Origin of the sequence: Streptomyces sp. ITFR-21 (assembly GCF_031844685.1) — a bacterium.
Classification (GTDB): Bacteria; Actinomycetota; Actinomycetes; order Streptomycetales; family Streptomycetaceae; genus Actinacidiphila.
In genome coordinates, this window is the sequence record NZ_CP134605.1 from 3,435,571 (window position 1) to 3,450,585 (window position 15,015).

At 72.8% G+C, this 15,015-nt stretch carries 15 protein-coding genes; 8 read left to right on the forward strand and 7 right to left on the reverse strand.

The features are described from left to right. The first annotated feature begins 366 nt into the window (after positions 1 to 366). Complete coding sequence (locus RLT57_RS15025; RefSeq protein WP_311297898.1) at positions 367 to 942, forward strand: TerD family protein; 576 nt, start codon at positions 367 to 369, stop codon at positions 940 to 942. A 275-nt stretch (positions 943 to 1,217) separates the two neighbouring features. Here RLT57_RS15025 and RLT57_RS15030 read toward each other — a convergent pair whose 3' ends face one another. After that, the gene (locus RLT57_RS15030) at positions 1,218 to 1,868 is read right to left on the reverse strand and encodes an FMN-dependent NADH-azoreductase (RefSeq protein WP_311297899.1); all 651 of its coding nucleotides are present in this window, start codon (positions 1,866 to 1,868) and stop codon (positions 1,218 to 1,220) included. 152 nt (positions 1,869 to 2,020) lie between these two features. On the opposite strand from RLT57_RS15030, the gene RLT57_RS15035 reads away from it, so the two are divergent. Further along, the gene (locus RLT57_RS15035) at positions 2,021 to 2,461 is read left to right on the forward strand and encodes a winged helix-turn-helix transcriptional regulator (RefSeq protein ID WP_311297900.1); all 441 of its coding nucleotides are present in this window, start codon (positions 2,021 to 2,023) and stop codon (positions 2,459 to 2,461) included. Positions 2,462 to 2,632: 171 nt separating this feature from the next. Here the strand turns inward: RLT57_RS15035 and RLT57_RS15040 are convergent, their stop codons facing one another. Further along, positions 2,633 to 5,416, reverse strand: a complete 2,784-nt coding sequence (locus tag RLT57_RS15040) for a SpoIIE family protein phosphatase (protein ID WP_311297901.1) — start codon at positions 5,414 to 5,416, stop codon at positions 2,633 to 2,635. A gap of 462 nt (positions 5,417 to 5,878) precedes the next feature. Here RLT57_RS15040 and RLT57_RS15045 point away from each other — a divergent pair, with 462 nt between their 5' ends. From RLT57_RS15045 to RLT57_RS15055, 3 genes are all read left to right on the forward strand, one after another. Continuing rightward, positions 5,879 to 6,697: a J domain-containing protein gene (locus RLT57_RS15045; RefSeq protein WP_311297902.1), complete on the forward strand. Its 819-nt coding sequence runs from the start codon at positions 5,879 to 5,881 to the stop codon at positions 6,695 to 6,697. Positions 6,698 to 6,866: 169 nt separating this feature from the next. Next, the gene (locus tag RLT57_RS15050; protein WP_311297903.1) at positions 6,867 to 7,199 is read left to right on the forward strand and encodes a rhodanese-like domain-containing protein; all 333 of its coding nucleotides are present in this window, start codon (positions 6,867 to 6,869) and stop codon (positions 7,197 to 7,199) included. 58 nt (positions 7,200 to 7,257) lie between these two features. Continuing rightward, positions 7,258 to 8,172 (forward strand): IS982 family transposase, encoded by a 915-nt coding sequence (locus tag RLT57_RS15055; RefSeq protein ID WP_311296332.1) that lies wholly within the window; start codon positions 7,258 to 7,260, stop codon positions 8,170 to 8,172. A gap of 56 nt (positions 8,173 to 8,228) precedes the next feature. Here the strand turns inward: RLT57_RS15055 and RLT57_RS15060 are convergent, their stop codons facing one another. The 5 genes from RLT57_RS15060 to paaA are packed head-to-tail and all read right to left on the reverse strand — an operon-like array spanning position 8,229 to position 11,966. Further along, positions 8,229 to 9,365, reverse strand: a complete 1,137-nt coding sequence (locus RLT57_RS15060; RefSeq protein WP_311297904.1) for a 2Fe-2S iron-sulfur cluster-binding protein — start codon at positions 9,363 to 9,365, stop codon at positions 8,229 to 8,231. Beyond that, complete coding sequence (gene paaD, locus RLT57_RS15065; RefSeq protein WP_311297905.1) at positions 9,366 to 9,926, reverse strand: 1,2-phenylacetyl-CoA epoxidase subunit PaaD; 561 nt, start codon at positions 9,924 to 9,926, stop codon at positions 9,366 to 9,368. After that, on the reverse strand, positions 9,920 to 10,687 hold the full coding sequence (gene paaC / locus RLT57_RS15070; RefSeq protein WP_311297906.1) for a 1,2-phenylacetyl-CoA epoxidase subunit PaaC: 768 nt from the start codon (positions 10,685 to 10,687) through the stop codon (positions 9,920 to 9,922). The genes paaD and paaC overlap by 7 nt, the downstream gene beginning before the upstream one ends. Beyond that, a complete protein-coding gene (paaB, locus tag RLT57_RS15075) occupies positions 10,684 to 10,998 on the reverse strand; it encodes a 1,2-phenylacetyl-CoA epoxidase subunit PaaB (RefSeq protein ID WP_311297907.1) in 315 nt (104 codons plus the stop codon). Before paaB ends, paaC begins: the two co-directional genes overlap by 4 nt. Beyond that, complete coding sequence (gene paaA, locus RLT57_RS15080) at positions 10,995 to 11,966, reverse strand: 1,2-phenylacetyl-CoA epoxidase subunit PaaA (RefSeq protein WP_311297908.1); 972 nt, start codon at positions 11,964 to 11,966, stop codon at positions 10,995 to 10,997. Before paaA ends, paaB begins: the two co-directional genes overlap by 4 nt. Positions 11,967 to 12,162: 196 nt before the next feature. Here paaA and RLT57_RS15085 point away from each other — a divergent pair, with 196 nt between their 5' ends. The 3 genes from RLT57_RS15085 (at position 12,163) to RLT57_RS15095 (ending at position 14,999) form a co-directional block, all read left to right on the forward strand. Further along, positions 12,163 to 12,822 (forward strand): DUF5819 family protein, encoded by a 660-nt coding sequence (locus RLT57_RS15085; RefSeq protein WP_311297909.1) that lies wholly within the window; start codon positions 12,163 to 12,165, stop codon positions 12,820 to 12,822. Then, complete coding sequence (locus RLT57_RS15090; protein ID WP_399128706.1) at positions 12,819 to 14,156, forward strand: HTTM domain-containing protein; 1,338 nt, start codon at positions 12,819 to 12,821, stop codon at positions 14,154 to 14,156. Before RLT57_RS15085 ends, RLT57_RS15090 begins: the two co-directional genes overlap by 4 nt. 72 nt (positions 14,157 to 14,228) lie before the next feature. Next, positions 14,229 to 14,999: a TrmH family RNA methyltransferase gene (locus tag RLT57_RS15095; protein ID WP_311297910.1), complete on the forward strand. Its 771-nt coding sequence runs from the start codon at positions 14,229 to 14,231 to the stop codon at positions 14,997 to 14,999. Positions 15,000 to 15,015 lie beyond the last annotated feature (16 nt).

Genomic DNA, 15,015 nt, shown 5'->3' on the forward strand with positions numbered 1-15,015 from the left:
GGTGGTACGGCACCGGGTGGTACGGGGGCGGTGTACGCCGAAGGCCGTCGCCGGGGTTCCCTTGCGACGCGCTCGCCGGGCTCACCGTGCTCACTCCGGTGGAGGCGGGGGCGCGGCCCGGTCCCGGGGAGCGTCCCCGACGTGTCCGGGTGCGGCCGGGCGGGCCGATCGGGCGGCCGGACAGGTCCGGGAAAGGGGTGTTTCCGGAGAGATACCCGGTTGGGGACGCGTCAGGCAATCGACCCGGGACAGGGAGAACGGTGGCACGCGGCGGGGAACCGGGGCAGGGTGGTGTCCGTTGGAGCCAATGGGCAAAGGAACCGTCAAATGGCGCGGCCCGCGCCGAACCGAGCAGGGAGATCCACCATGGGTGTCAGCCTCTCCAAGGGCGGCAATGTCTCGCTGACGAAGGAGGCCCCCGGACTCACGGCGGTCACCGTCGGCCTGGGCTGGGACGTCCGCACCACCACGGGTACCGACTTCGACCTCGACGCGAGCGCGCTGCTGCTCAACACGTCGGGCAAGGTCGTCTCGGACAAGCACTTCATCTTCTTCAACAACCTCAAGAGCCCCGACGGATCCGTCGAGCACACCGGCGACAACCTCACCGGTGAGGGCGAGGGCGACGACGAGGCGATCAAGGTGAACCTCGCCACCGTGCCCGCCGAGGTCGACAAGATCGTCTTCCCCGTCTCCATCTATGACGGCGAGACCCGGCAGCAGAGTTTTGGCCAGGTGCGCAACGCCTTCATCCGCGTCGTCAACCAGGCCGGCGGCGTCGAGATCGCCCGCTACGACCTCACCGAGGACGCGTCCACCGAGACCGCCATGGTCTTCGGCGAGCTCTACCGCAACGGCGCCGAGTGGAAGTTCCGCGCCGTCGGCCAGGGCTACGCCTCCGGCCTGCGCGGCATCGCGCAGGACTTCGGCGTCAACCTCTGACCGCGGGCGTCGGCCTTCGACGCGACGGACGGACAGCCGCGCGGACGGCGGGGCCGCGGCCACCGGTGGCGAGAGCGCCGGTGGCCACGGCCCGAGTGTGCCTGCCCCGGCGCGGCGGGCTCGGCGGACCCGTACGCGGCCGGGCGGATGTCCGGGCGGCGGGTGCCGCGCCGGCAGCCGCCAGGCCGGGTTGGGGTGAGGCGGGGGGTCAGCCGACCGAGGGGGCCGGCCGGCCGTAGGGGGCGCAGGCGACGAATGCCGGGCGCCGGCCGGGGTCAGGCGACGACGAACCGCGCGGCCAGCGTCTTGGCCTTGGCCGCCGCGTCCGCCTGCGCCTTCGTGCGCGAGGCGTCGGCCAGCTCGACCAGGTCGGCCATCGCCGGCACCTGCCGGGCCAGGGTGAGTTCGGGGATGATGAAGTCGACGTCCAGCCCCAGCAGCCCGGTCAGCACCTTCTCCAGGTACGTCGCCACGAACTCGAAGCTCTCCCGCGGCGTGCCCGGACCGTAGCCGCCGCCGCGCGCGACGACCACGGTGGTCGGCTTGCCGGCCGCCGAGGGGGACTCGCCGGAGGTCCGGCCGCTGATGATCACCTGGTCCAGCCACGCCTTGAGGGTGGAGGGGATGGTGAAGTTGTACATCGGAGTGCCGATCAGGATCGCGTCGGCGCGCTCCAGCTCGTCGGCCAGCTCCGCACGCAACGCGGCTCCCGCCGCCTGCTCGGGGGTGTGGCTTTCGGCCGGGGCGAAGGCGCTGGCGATCGCGTGTGCGTCCAGGTGGGGCAGCGGGTCCTTGGCGAGATCGCGGTAGATCACGGTCCCGTCCGGGTGCTGGCTCTCCCACTCCTTGCGGAAGATGGCGGTGACCTCGCGGGAGACCGAGGTTTCGTAGAATGCGGAGGAGTCGATGTGCAGCAGGGTGGCCACGGGAAGCCTCATTCAGGTAGATCGGGAACGGGCACGGGTCGCCGTACGGCGTTGTACGTCGTCAACCGCGCCGCAGTTTGGTACGTAGCTATTGATAACACAGCTACTTACTTTTTTGCGGCTCGGGCCTGGTGCCGGGGTACGCTGAGGACATGGAACGGGGACAGCAGTTGCCGGCGCGGGTACCGTGTACCGGCGTCGATGTGGCCCTGACCAGGGTCTTCGAGCTGTTCGGCAAGCGCTGGACGGGCCTGATCGTGGCCGTTCTCACTCAGCGCGCCGCCTATTTCGCCGAGCTGCGCCGGGCCATCCCCAGGATCAGCGAACGCATGCTGTCCGACCGGCTGACCGAACTCGCCGACGCGGGGCTGGTGGTCCGCGAGGTGGATCCCGGGCCGCCGCTGCGGGTCAGCTACGGACTGACCGAGGCGGGTCTCGCCATCCGGCCGGCTCTGCACGAGCTGGGTCAGTGGGCGCAGACGTACCTCCCGGAGAACAGCCCCTGCGTCGGGACGGCCGCCGAGGACGTGCTGATCGCGGCCGAGGTGCTGGGATCCGGGGCGTGTGGCGGGGACGAGAACGTCGGCTGCTGACGGCGTCGGCCGCCGAGGGCGCCCCACGGCCTTGGGGCGGCCCACCGCCTCGGGCCCACTGCCACTGCCGCGGCCGAGGCCGCGGCACGCCGCGATGCCGTGTGGTGCCGAGGCCGACCGGACTCGGCCCGGGGCCACGGCGTCCGCCCGGTGAGCGGGCCGACGGCCGGATCAGGCGGTCGGCAGCGGCAGTTCGAACCAGACGACCTTGCCGACCGCCTTGCGACTGGTCCCCCAGCGCTGTGAAAGCTGCGAGACCAGGGCGAGCCCCCGCCCCTGCTGGTCGTCGGCGTCCGCGCGCTGGAGATGCGGCATGTTGTGGTTGTCGTCGCTCACCTCGACCAGCAGTTTGCCGACCCGCATCAACCGTAGCTCGACCTCGTACGACGCTGCCCGTATCGCGTTGGTCACCAGCTCGCTGACCAGCAACTCCGTGGTGTCGCTGAGCCGTCCCAGGCCCCATGCGGCCAGTTGGCGGCGGGTCAGGTCCCGGGCGGCGGCCACCTCGGAGTTGTCCAGGCGCAGCGTCCAGCGCGCCACGTCCTGCGGCGGGATGCCCTCGAACCGGGCGACGAGCAGCGCGACGTCATCCCTGCGGTCCTCCGAGTGCACCCGGGCCAGGATCTGCGCGCATACGTCCTCGGGCGTCTGCTCCGGTTCGATCACGGTGGCGCACAGGGCGGCCAGCCCGGCGTCTATGCCCTGCCCGCGCACTTCCACCAGCCCGTCCGTGCACAGCACCAGCCAGCTGCCGTCCGGTACCGGGACCTCCACGGTCTCGAACGGCACCCCGCCCACCCCGATCGGCGCGCCGCCGGGGATCTCCAGCAACTCGCTGCGCCCGTCGTAGCCGGCCGACAGCACCGGCGGGATATGGCCGGCGTTGGCGAGGGTCAAGGTGCGCGCGATCGGGTCGTAGACGGTGTACACGCAGGTCGCTAGGTGCTCGGGGCTCAGCCGGTGGGCCAGGTTGTCGAGGTGGCGCAGCAGCTGCGCCGGCGGCAGGTCCAGGGCCGCCATGGTGATCACGGCGGTACGGAACTGGCCCATCACCGTCGCCGCCTGCAGGCCGTGTCCCATCACGTCGCCCACGATCAGTGCGACCCGGCCGCCGGGCAGCTGGATCGCGTCGAACCAGTCGCCGCCGACCTGGGCCTGCCGGTCACCCGGCATGTAGTGGTGCGCGATGCGGACCCCGGGGATGCGGGGCGGCCGGGTCGGCATCATGGAGCGCTGCAAGGTGGCGGCGGCGCGCGACTCCTGGAGGTGCAGCCGGGCGTTGTCGATGTGTACGGCGCCGCGGGACACCACCTCGGTGGCGGTGGCGGCGTCGCGGGCGTCGAACGGGCGGCGCCCGGGTCCGCGCAGGAAGCACACCCGGCCGAGTACGGTGCCGCGCGCGCTGAGCGGCGCCACGATCATGGAGTGGCCGGGCAGCAGCGGGGCGAGCGATGGCACCCCCAGGTCGCTCGCGATGTCGGGGGCGAGGGTCGGGTCGACGACGGGGATGAGCACGGGGTCGCCGGCCCGCGGCACGATCTGCGCGGCGGGCAGCGTCAGCAGCTCGCCCTCGGGGAGGGCCGCCTCCCAGACCCCGGGCGGACCCTCGTAGGCGATGGCGACCCGGCGGATGAGCACGGTGCTGCGGGGCCGGTCGTCGTTGGGCGGCTCGGTGTCGGAGAAGAGCTCCTCCACGATGAGGACGGCCGCGAAGTCGGCGAATCGCGGCACTGTGACCGTGCACAGCTCGCGGGCGGTGGTCTGCAGATCGAGGGTGGAGCCCACCACCGCGCCGGTCTCGCGGAGCAGCGCGAGCTGCTCGTCCAGCGCGGTGCCGGCGGTCGGGCGGGGGGTCTGCCGGGCCGCGGCGGTGGTCGGCACGGCGGTGAAACCGGGGGACGACGACGCCGGGGACAGCGAGGTGACCGAGGGCAGCGGCACGGCGGTGAGCGCGGACGCCCTGGACAGGTCGCCGACCGGCGGGGTGGCGCCGCCGGCGGCGGGGCCGTCGGGATACGGGGGTGGCGGCAGCTCCCGGCGGACGGACCGGGCGGCGGCCCGCGAGGCGGCGCTGACCTGGGCGTAGTCGTGCGGGACGACCGGCAGCCGGGTGCTGCCCTCGACCTCCAGACCGGGCTGCCCGAGCGGCGCGATCTGCCGCACGATGCGGTCCAGCCGGCCGGGACTGACACCGGGCAGTACACCGCGCAGCCGGGCGGCCATGGCGCGGGCCCGCGCCGGGTCGTCGGCGGGCGTCAGTACCGCCGCGACGGAGATGTCCTGCCGCTGTGGGCCCTGCGCCGTGTAGGGCAGCAGCCGCCCGCCGAGGGCGATCCGCAGGCTGCCGGTGCGCAGCGGTTTGGCGTGGGCGGCGATGGCCAGCAGGCTCGGGCCGGTCGGCTCCATGATCCGGTAGGTCCACCACAGGACGTCCTTGATGACGCCTTCCCGATCGGTGGCCGCGAGCGCGCCCGCCCACGCGGGCTGGGTGAGGTCGTCCAGCAGATCGAGGGTGTCCTGGTGCTGGGCGGCGGACCGCACGCCGGCCGGGGCCGTCCCCGACGGCCTCGCCGAGAGCAGTTCGGAGGCGCGGTGGCCGAAGACGTGCTCCCAGTGGTGGCCGAACAGCTCCTCGGCACCCCGGTTCCAGTACGAGATGCGGCCGTCGGGGTCCACGCACAGCACGGCGAGACGGACCAGCGCGGCCACGTCGGGGACCAGGTCGGCCGGTTCCGGGGGCTGCGGGTCCCGGTCCGGTGCGGCGGCGGGTACGGGGGCACGTCGGGGCGCCGGACGGCCGGCGGCGAGCATGCTCTGCCGCCTGCGGGGGCCGTCCCGGTCCGGCAACTTGGGGTGCTCGTGCGGCTCTCGGTCTTCGCGCTGTTCATAACCGATGGGATGGTCGGTGTGCTGATCTGCGTCGGGGGCTGCGGACTGCCGGGTGATCTCGTCCAACGTCGTGCACCTGCGGTTCGGCGCTGAGTGGGCTTCCTTTGGCCCTAAGGCAAGCACGAAACCATGGACGGAGTCGACAGGATTGCCGGATTACCCCTCGGTAGTGGGACGCTGACGTGCCGTTCGCTGACGGGAGCGGGCGGGAGCGGGCGGGAGCGGGCGGGAGCGCCCGGGAGCGCCCGGGAGCACCCGGGAACGGCCCCGAACGGCCGGGAACACGGAGGGACGGCCGGGAACCGACGGGGCCGACGGGGAACTGAGGGGGAGCGGGCGGGAGGGGCAGGGGGGCCGGACCGGGTGGGTGCGCTGGGTGCGGCTGGAGGTGCCTCACCGTGGTGGGCTCCGGCGTGGTCGGGTGGTACGGCACGGCGGCCCGCCGTACGGGGGGCGATGTTTCACGTGGAACATTGCCCCGGCCCGCTGACTGAAAGGGATGGGTTGCGCAGGGCCTAGGCTGTCCGGGTGACCAACACCTCCGGTACCGAATCCTCCGCTGCCGCCCCCGCGCCCGCGCCGGGCTCCGAGGACCGGCTGGCGAAGGCGGTGCGCGCGGCCGAGCAGGCCCTGATCGAGTTCGAGATCGCGGTGGACACCTACCGGGTCGAGGTCGAGAACTTCTCCCGGCTCCATCATCAGCGGCTCGGCCCGATGTACGCGCGGCTCGACGAGCTGGACGCGCTGATCGCGGAGGCCGTCGCGGCGAACAGCGGCGACCGGGCGGACATCGAACGCGCCTGGGAGGCCAGGGCGCTGGTGATGCCCATGCCGGGAGTCGAGGAACTGTTCGGCGGGCTGCTGGGCTCGGACGGGGTACGACCGGTGGAGGACCCGAATCCGCCTCGCCGGGTCCGGCCGGGCAAGGAGGCTCAGCGGCTCTACCGGGAGCTCGCCCGCAGGGCCCACCCCGACCTCGCCCAGGACGAGGCCGAGAAGGAGCGCCGCAGCGCCTTCATCGCCCGGGTCAACGAGGCCTACGCCTACGCCGACGAGGACCTGCTGCGGGCCCTGGCGGAGGAATGGGCGGCCGGGCCGGCGCCGGAGGAGGAGCTGCCCGATGAGGCCGAGGTGCTCTACGCCCGCCTGGAATGGCTCGCCGAACGCAAGGAGAAGCTGGCGGCACTGGCGGCCGAGCTGGCCGACAGCGCGATCGGGCAGATGATGGGGCTGGCGCCGGACGACCCGGATGCGCTGCTCAACGAGATCGCCGAGCAGCTGCTGACCCAGGTCGCCCAGCGCGAGGCCCGGCTCGCCGAACTCGTCCACCAGACGTCCAGCGGCTGACGCGGTACCGGCCGCTCGTCCGGCCGCCCGGTCGGCGCTGTCCGACGGCTGTTTCCGGCTCGGCGGTCGGTATCCCCGGCGGCTGAGGTAGCTTTTCCCCGTTGCCTGTCAGCGGTTCGCGCCCGGTGCGCTACCGCCAACTCTTGCCGTGCCCAGGAGGCCGCGTCCGATGTTCCGCTCCCAGCTGCCCGCGGTGGATGCCGCCGCCGTCCCTGCCGACGCGATTCTGCTGGACGTCCGCGAGAACGACGAGTGGGCCGCCGGGCACGCCGACGGCGCCCTGCACATCCCGATGGGCGAGGTCGTCTCGCGCTTCGCCGAGGTCCCCGAGGGCGGCCGGGTGCATGTGGTCTGCCGGGTCGGCGGCCGTTCGGCACAGGTCACCCAGTACCTGATCGGGCAGGGCGTCGACGCCGTCAACGTCAACGGCGGCATGCTCGACTGGGAGGCCGCCGGCCGCCCGGTGGTGGACGACAACGGCGCCGAGGGCTACGTCCTCTAGATGAATGAGTCCAAGGGTTCGCCTGCGGACATGGTGCGAGGGCGCCCATGGTCGGTGTGTGAAGACAAACCTGGACACCCTCGCGACTGCACTCTATGCCCGGATCGATGATGAGTTGAAGGCTTCGCCGGGGCTGGCCCCGTGGCGGCCGAAGGTGGGGATCGCGCCTACGCTCAGCGATGCTGAACTGGTCACTCTGGCGGTGATGTCGGCGCTGCTCGGGTACACCTCCGAGCGGCGGTGGCTGCGCCGCGTCGACCGCGACTTCCGCGGCATGTTCCCCTACGTGCCCCAGCCCTCCGGCTACGGCAAGCGACTGCGTGCCGCATCGTCCCTGCTCACCAGCACCATCCGGATCCTGGCCCGGGACACCTCGCTGTGGACCGACGACGTGTGGGTGGTCGATTCCACACCGGTCGGCTGCGGCTGCTCGCGGGAGACCGCGAAACGGTCGGACCTGGCCGGCTGGGCGGAGTACGGCTACTGCGCGTCGCACTCCCGGTATTTCTGGGGACTGCGCCTGCACCTGGTGTGCACGCTGGGCGGCCTGCCGGTCCTGTTCGCGCTGACCGGCGCGAAGGCCGACGAACGCGAGACCCTGCGCGACATGCTCGACACCGCACCCGACGTGGCCGCCTCCCACCCCGGCCAGACGATCATCGGCGACAAGAACTACTACGGACACGACTTCGAGCACGACCTCACCGAACGTCACCTGCACCTGCTGCGACCGGCCCGCAAGGGCGAACCCGAACGGCCCGGCGCGCACCTGTTCAAACCGTTGCGACAGACCATCGAGTCGATCAACCAGACCCTCAAAGGCCAGCTCGACCTGGAACGGCACGGCGGCAAGAGCCCGGCGGGCGTCACCGCACGAGTCCTGTCCCGCGTCCTCGCGCTGACCGCCGCGATCTGGCTCAACGACAAAACCGGGCAACCCATCAAGCGATCCCTGACCGCCTACGACCACTAACCGTGACCCCAACCCTTGGACTCAATCATCTAGGGCCTGGGGTGACCTTCCGGCCGTCAGGCGTCGAAGTCCACCTCGACCACCGGTGTCACCGGATGCGACTGGCACGCCAGTACATACCCGGCCTCGGTCTCCTCGGGCTCCAGCGCGAAGTTGCGGTCCATCCGCACCTCACCGGAGACCAGCTTCGCCCGGCAGGTCCCGCACACCCCGCCCTTGCAGGCGTAGGGGGCGTCCGACCGGTTCCGCAGCACGGTCTCCAGTACGGACTCGCCGCCCGCCGACGGCCAGCTGCCACCCCGGCCGTCCAGCGTCACCCGCACGGTGCCGCCGCCGGACGTCGGCCCGGCCGCGGCCGGGCCCGCCGGAACCTCGTCCACATGGAAGATCTCCTGGTGGACCCGGGACCGGGGCACGCCCAGCGCGTTCAGCGCGTGCTCGGCGGCGCCCACCAGCCCGAGCGGCCCGCACAGAAACCAGGCGTCCACGGCGGACACCGGCAGCAGCGCCGGGAGCAGCGTGACCAGTCGGTCCGCGTCAAGGCGCCCGGACGGCAGCCCCGACCGCCGGTCCTCCCGGGACAGCGCGGACACCAGCTGGAACCGGTCCGGCCACCGGTCCTTCAGGTCCGCCACCTCCTCCAGGAACATCGTGGACGCGGCCGTCCGGTCGCTGCGGATCAGGCAGAAGCCCGCCGCCGGCTCCCGCGCCAGCACCGTGCCGATCTGCGCCAGCACCGGCGTGATGCCGCTGCCGCCGACCACCGCGGCGAACCGCCCCGGGCGCGGTTCCAGCACGAACCGCCCCGCGGGGGTCATCACGTCCAGCACATCGCCGGCCAGCAGTTCCTTGAGGGCGTACGTGGAGAACGCGCCGTCCTCGACCAGCCGCACCCCTACCCGCAGCCGCGCCGGCCCGCGAGAGGCTCCGGGCACCGGCCCCGAAGCCGGTGCGGGTCTCGGCCCGGACGCTGATCCGGTGGCCGAAGCACCCGGTATCGGGTCCGCGGGCACCGGGTCGCACAGTGAGTACGTCCGCCTGATCTCGACGCCTCCCACCTGTCGGCGGATGGTGATGTGCTGGCCCGGCGCGTACCAGTAGGCGGCGCGCAGTTCGTCGGGGACCTCGAAGGAGATGGTCACCGAGTCGTCCGTGAGCGGGCAAACCTCCGCCACCCGGAGCTGATGGAACATTCACACCTCCTTGAAGTGGTCGAAGGGTTCCCGGCAGGTCTCACAGCGCCGCAGCGCCTTGCACGCGGTGGAGGAGAAGCGGCTCAGCAGCCGGGTGTCGGTCGAGCCGCAGTGCGGGCAGCGGATCGCCAGGTCCACGGCCACCGGGCCGGCGCCACCCGGGTCGGCCGCCGTGCCAGCGGACCGGTGGCGTGGGGGCGCCACCCCGGCCTCGGCGAGCTTGCGGCGGCCCTCCGGGCTGATCGCGTCGGTCGACCAGGCCGGCGCGAGCACGGTCCGCACCTCCACCTCGGCCATGCCGTGGGCCTTGAGCACGTCGGCGACATCGGCGGCCATGGTGTCGATGGCCGGGCAGGCCGTCCAGGTCGGCGTCAGCTCCACCGCCACCCGGCCCGGACCGAGGACCCGTATGCCCCGCAACACGCCCAGCTCGGCCAGCGAGACCACCGGCAGCTCGGGGTCGGGCACAGCGCCCGCCAGCCGCAGCAGTTCGCGCTCCAGCGGGGTCGGGGAGACGGCGCCGGGTCCGGTCGCCCCGGCGGGGGCCCCGGCGGTCACCATGACGCCCCCGGGTGCGCCCGGTGCAGATACTGCATCTCGGCCAGCAGCAGCCCGAACGGCTCGGTGTGCACGCCCTGCCGTCCGGCGCCGGCCGACCACAAAACACGGTCCGGGCCCCCCGGAGGCATCAGCGTGGCCCGCCGCAGGATCGCCGTCACCCGCTCCAGCCAGCGCTCGCGCAGCGCCGGCAGGTCGACGTCCAGGCCGTCCAGCGGCTCGAACAGCTCGCCCGTGTACCGCCACACCCCTTCCAGGGCACGCTGCATCCGGCGGTGGCTCTCCTCGGTGCCGTCGCCGAGCCGCAGCGTCCACTGCTCGGCGTGGTCGCGGTGGTAGGCCACCTCCTTGACCGCCTTCGCGGCCAGCGGTGCCAGCGCCCCGCCGGCCGCCGCCAGCGCGGCGTAGAGCAGCTCCTGGTGAACGGAGAAGCAGAGCTGGCGGGCGATGGTGTCGGCGAAGTCCCCGTTCGGCCGCTCCACCAGCTGCACATTGCGGAACTCGTGCTCCGCGCGCAGGAACGCCAGCTCGTCCTCGTCACCGGTCAGCGAGAGCAGGGTGCGGGCCTGGCCGAGCAGGTCGAGCGCGATGTTGGTGAGGGCGACGTCCTCCTCCAGCACCGGGGCGCTCCCGGCCCACTCCCCCAGTCGCTGGGCGAGTACCAGGGCGTCGTCACCGAGTGCCCGGGCGGCAGCGGCGGCGGTGCCGGTCAGCCGCGTCGCCGGGGCCGCCGGGGCCGCGCCGGTCGTCTCCACGGCGGTCACAGGTGTCTCACCCCTTCCGGGATCTCGTAGAACGTCGGGTGGCGGTACGGCTTGTCTGCCGCCGGATCGAAAAACGCGTCCTTCTCGTCGGGGGAGGAGGCGGTGATCGCGGTGGACGGCACCACCCAGACCGAGACGCCCTCGGCGCGGCGGGTGTACAGGTCGCGGGCGTTGCGGAGCGCCATCAGGGCGTCGGGCGCGTGCAGGCTTCCGGCGTGGCTGTGGCTGAGCCCGCGCCGGCTGCGGACGAAGACCTCCCACAGGGGCCATCCGGCGCCGAGCGGCCCGCTCCCCGGCTGGTTCTCGGTCATACCTGCCCCTCCCCGTGCTTGGCCGCGTAGGCCACGGCCGCGTCCCGTACCCAGGCGCCTTCCTCGTGTGCGGTCCGGCGCCGCGTGAGCCGCTGCTCGTTGCACGGGCCGTTGCCGCGCAGCACCTGCTGGAACTCGCTCCAGTCGATCGCCCCGTGGTCGTACCCGCCCCGCGTCTCGTTCCACCGCAGGTCCGGGTCGGGCAGGGTCAGGCCCAGGGCCTCGGCCTGCGGGACGCAGATGTCCACGAAGCGCTGCCGTAGCTCGTCGTTGGAATGCCGCTTGATCTTCCACGCGGTGGACTGCGCGGAGTGGGCGGACTCCTCGTCCGGCGGGCCGAACATCATCAGCGACGGCCACCACCACCGGTTCACCGCGTCCTGTGCCATGGCGTGTTGCGCGGGGGTGCCGCGGCTGAGGGCGAGCAGCGACTCGAATCCCTGGCGCTGGTGGAAGGACTCCTCCTTGCAGATCCGCACCATGGCCCGAGCGTAGGGACCATAGGAGCAGCGGCACAGCGGGACCTGGTTGGTGATCGCCGCGCCGTCCACCAGCCAGCCGATGGCGCCGACGTCGGCCCAGGTGAGGGTCGGGTAGTTGAATATCGAGGAGTACCGCTGACGGCCCGCGTGCAGCTTGTCCAGCAGCTCGTCCCGGCTCACCCCCAGCGTCTCGGTGGCGCTGTAGAGATAGAGGCCGTGACCGGCCTCGTCCTGGACCTTGGCCATCAGGATGGCTTTGCGGCGCAGCGAGGGCGCCCGGCTGATCCAGTTGGCCTCCGGCTGCATGCCGATGATCTCGGAGTGGGCGTGCTGGGCCATCTGGCGGACGAGCGTGGCCCGGTAGGCGTCCGGCATCCAGTCGCGGGGCTCGATCCTGGTGTCGGCGGCCACCGCGACGTCGAAGGCGGCCGTCATGGCGTCCCGGTCCGCCGCCGCGGTTGCCGGGGACTGCGTGGTGGTCGTCATCGGACCCTCCCTCTCCGTCGCCTGATCCAATGGACCGACCGATCGTTCGGTCCATTCCATGGTCGATGCTGCGAGAGGGGGGTGTCAAGCCGTTCCTGAGGCTGTGGATAACTGGGTAAGGTCACCGCCGGGGCCCGGCGTGGGTAGCGTGCTGCGCGGCAGCCGGGGGCCGGGCAGCGGTGAGAGCGGAGAGACGATGGACTCAACGGAGGGGCCGCCCCGGGTGGCGGCGCTGTCGCTGCCCGCGCGCATAGTCGTGGCGGTGGCGGTGGGCGCTGTCCTGGTCGCCGCGCTGTTCCACCTCGCCATGGTGTTCCTGCACGTCGCGCCGTCGAACACGCTCAGCAAGGAACACGCGACCGCGGTCAGCGGCTACATCTACCCGGAGTTCGAGCAGAACTGGAAGCTGTTCGCCCCGGACCCGTTGCAGCAGAACGTCCACGTCCAGGCGCGGGCCGAGGTGCGCAAGCCCGGCGGCACCCTGGAGACCACCGGCTGGGTCGACATGACCGGCATGGACGTCTCCGCCATGCGGCACGACCCCGTGCCCAGCCACACCCGGCAGAACGAGCTGCGCCGCGCCTGGGGCTACTACACCGACACCCACGACCAGCAGGACCAGCCCACCGGCGGCCGCGCCGACCTGAGCCGCGAGTACCTCCAGCGGATCCTGCAGGATCGTTTCGGGCCGCGGCTCAACGGCGGCGACGTGGTCCGCATCCAGGCCCGCGCGGCCACCACCCAGGTCCCGCAGCCTGCCTGGATCGCCGGCCGGAGCAGCACCAGCACCCAGTATCGGGAGCTTCCCTGGTGGGTCGTGACCGCCACGTCGTCCGGGCAGGAGAACGCCTCGTGAGCGCCCCTCTCAGCCACGCCGCCGAGCCGGCCGACGACACGCCGCCCGCGGGCTTCGGCGCCGGGCTCGACCGGGCCATCGCACGGGGGCTCCGCCGGGCCGCCGAGACCGCCCTGGGCCCCTACCAGAGCGCGGTCGTACGGATCGGCTTCGGGCTCACCTGGCTGCTGTACCTGCTGCGGGAGTTCCCGCACCGTGACGAGCTGTACGGTCCGGACAGTCCCTGGGGCCTCGACCTGGCCAAGCAGCTCATCGCCGGCAACCACGCCTTCAGCGCGCTGATGTGGAGCGACAGCCGAGCCTGGTTCGAGCTGGTCTACGCGGCCGCGATCGTGGCGAGCGCGGCGATGCTGCTCGGCTGGCGGACCCGGACCTCGTCCCTGGTCTTCATGGTCGGCGTGCTGTCACTGCAGAACCGCAGTGTCTTCGTGGGCGACGGCGGCGACAACGTCGTCCACATCATGGCCATCTACCTCGTCTTCGCCCGCTGCGGACAGGTCTGGTCCCTCGACCGCCGCCGGGCGGTGCGCCAGGTGGCCCGGACGCGGGAGGCCGCCGAGATCGCCGCCGCCGACGCCTTCACCGCCGACGCGGCCGACGACGGCGCCGCGGTCCGCTCCCCCCACGCGGGAGCCGATCCGGTCGGCATCGCCCTGTGGACGGTGCTCGGCGCCGCCCTGGCCGCGGTTTCCCTCGCCGGCAAGCCCAGTACCGGGTGGGCGCTGGTCCTCTGGGGCTTCTGGCTGGGCCAGGCGGTGTGGTGGGCGGTGCGGCGCTACGCCCCCGGCGAGCCGCGCACGGTGCTCGACATCGTCGCCAACATCGTCCACAACGGCGCCATGCTGGTGATCGCCGCCGAGGTGTGCCTGATCTACTCCACCGCGGGCTGGTACAAGATCCAGGGCAGCCGCTGGCAGGACGGCACCGCGCTCTACTACCCGCTGCACCTGGACGACTTCACCCCCTGGCCTGCGCTGTCCCACCTCCTGGCCGGCAGCGACATCATGGTCATGCTGATCACCTACGGCACCGTCATATGCCAGGTCGCCTTCCCCTTCACCCTGTTCAACCGCCGGGTGAAGAACGTGCTCCTGTGCGTGATGATGCTGGAGCACGCCTCCATCGCCGTCGTACTGGGCCTGCCCTTCTTCTCACTCGCGATGATCGCCGCCGACGCGGTCTTCCTGCCCACCGGTTTCCTGCGCTGGCTCGGCGGCCGGGCGGTACGGCTGGTGCGGCCGGCCCGCGGACCCGCCGGCGCGGTGATCCACGAACAGCGCTCGCCGGGCGGCATGGAGCCGGCCGTCGGCCCGCCGCCCAGCACCGTCTCCTGACCCGCCCCCCGGCCCCGCGGCCGGGGGCGGGGGCGGGGGCGGGCCCGCCCCCCGGGCCCCTAGGCTGGCGCCATGACCGAGGACGACGCCGTACGGCGCTGGCGGGAGGCCGCCCCCGCCGCGGTGCTGCTCGACGGCTTCCACGCCCTGAAGCACGCCTTGCGCTTCGGCGCCGACGTACGGGTCGCGGTCACCGCCGACAAGGCGGCCACGCTGCGACTGGCCGCCGAACTCGCCCCCGACCTCACCGGGCGGCTCACCGGCGGGCTCACCGAGGTCCCGGCGGCGGTACTGCGCGGCCTGGTGACCCGGGTGCACCCCACCGCGGTGGCCGCTCTCGCCGCCCGCCGGGACCGGGCGGCGAACCTGGCCGATCTCACCCGGCTGCCCCGTCGGGCGCCGGTCGTCGTCCTGGATGAGCCCCGCAACCTCGGGAACGTCGGCGCGGTCGTCCGGCTGGCCGCCGGTTTCGGTGTCACCGGGGTCGTCACCACGGGCGACCTCGACCCCTGGCACCCCAACGCGGTGCGGTCCGGCGCCGGGCTGCACTACGCGACAGCGGTGGAGCAGCGGGAGGCCGCGGCCCTGCCGCCGGGCCCGCTCTTCGTACTGGACCCGGAGGGGCGGGACATCCGCGCCACCGACCTGCCCGACGGCTCACTGGTCGTCTTCGGCTCCGAACGGCACGGAGTCTCCGACGAACTGCGCGCCCGGGCCGACGCCCTCGTGGCGCTCCCCATGCGGGCGCAGGTCTCCAGCTACAACCTCGCCACCAGCGTCGGCATGGCGCTCTACCACTGGGCGGCCACATCCCGTTCCCCCCTGGTCCCGGGGCGCGCCTGAGCCGGGCGGGCGCGGT

Coding starts and splice junctions, on each gene's coding strand:
- RLT57_RS15025 (WP_311297898.1), top strand. CDS start 367: ATGGGTGTCAGCCTCTCCAAGGGCGGCAATGTCTCGCTGACGAAGGAG.
- RLT57_RS15035 (WP_311297900.1), top strand. CDS start 2,021: ATGGAACGGGGACAGCAGTTGCCGGCGCGGGTACCGTGTACCGGCGTC.
- RLT57_RS15050 (WP_311297903.1), top strand. CDS start 6,867: ATGTTCCGCTCCCAGCTGCCCGCGGTGGATGCCGCCGCCGTCCCTGCC.
- RLT57_RS15060 (WP_311297904.1), bottom strand. CDS start 9,365: ATGTTCCATCAGCTCCGGGTGGCGGAGGTTTGCCCGCTCACGGACGAC.
- paaD (WP_311297905.1), bottom strand. CDS start 9,926: ATGGTGACCGCCGGGGCCCCCGCCGGGGCGACCGGACCCGGCGCCGTC.
- paaB (WP_311297907.1), bottom strand. CDS start 10,998: ATGACCGAGAACCAGCCGGGGAGCGGGCCGCTCGGCGCCGGATGGCCC.
- paaA (WP_311297908.1), bottom strand. CDS start 11,966: ATGACGACCACCACGCAGTCCCCGGCAACCGCGGCGGCGGACCGGGAC.
- RLT57_RS15085 (WP_311297909.1), top strand. CDS start 12,163: ATGGACTCAACGGAGGGGCCGCCCCGGGTGGCGGCGCTGTCGCTGCCC.
- RLT57_RS15095 (WP_311297910.1), top strand. CDS start 14,229: ATGACCGAGGACGACGCCGTACGGCGCTGGCGGGAGGCCGCCCCCGCC.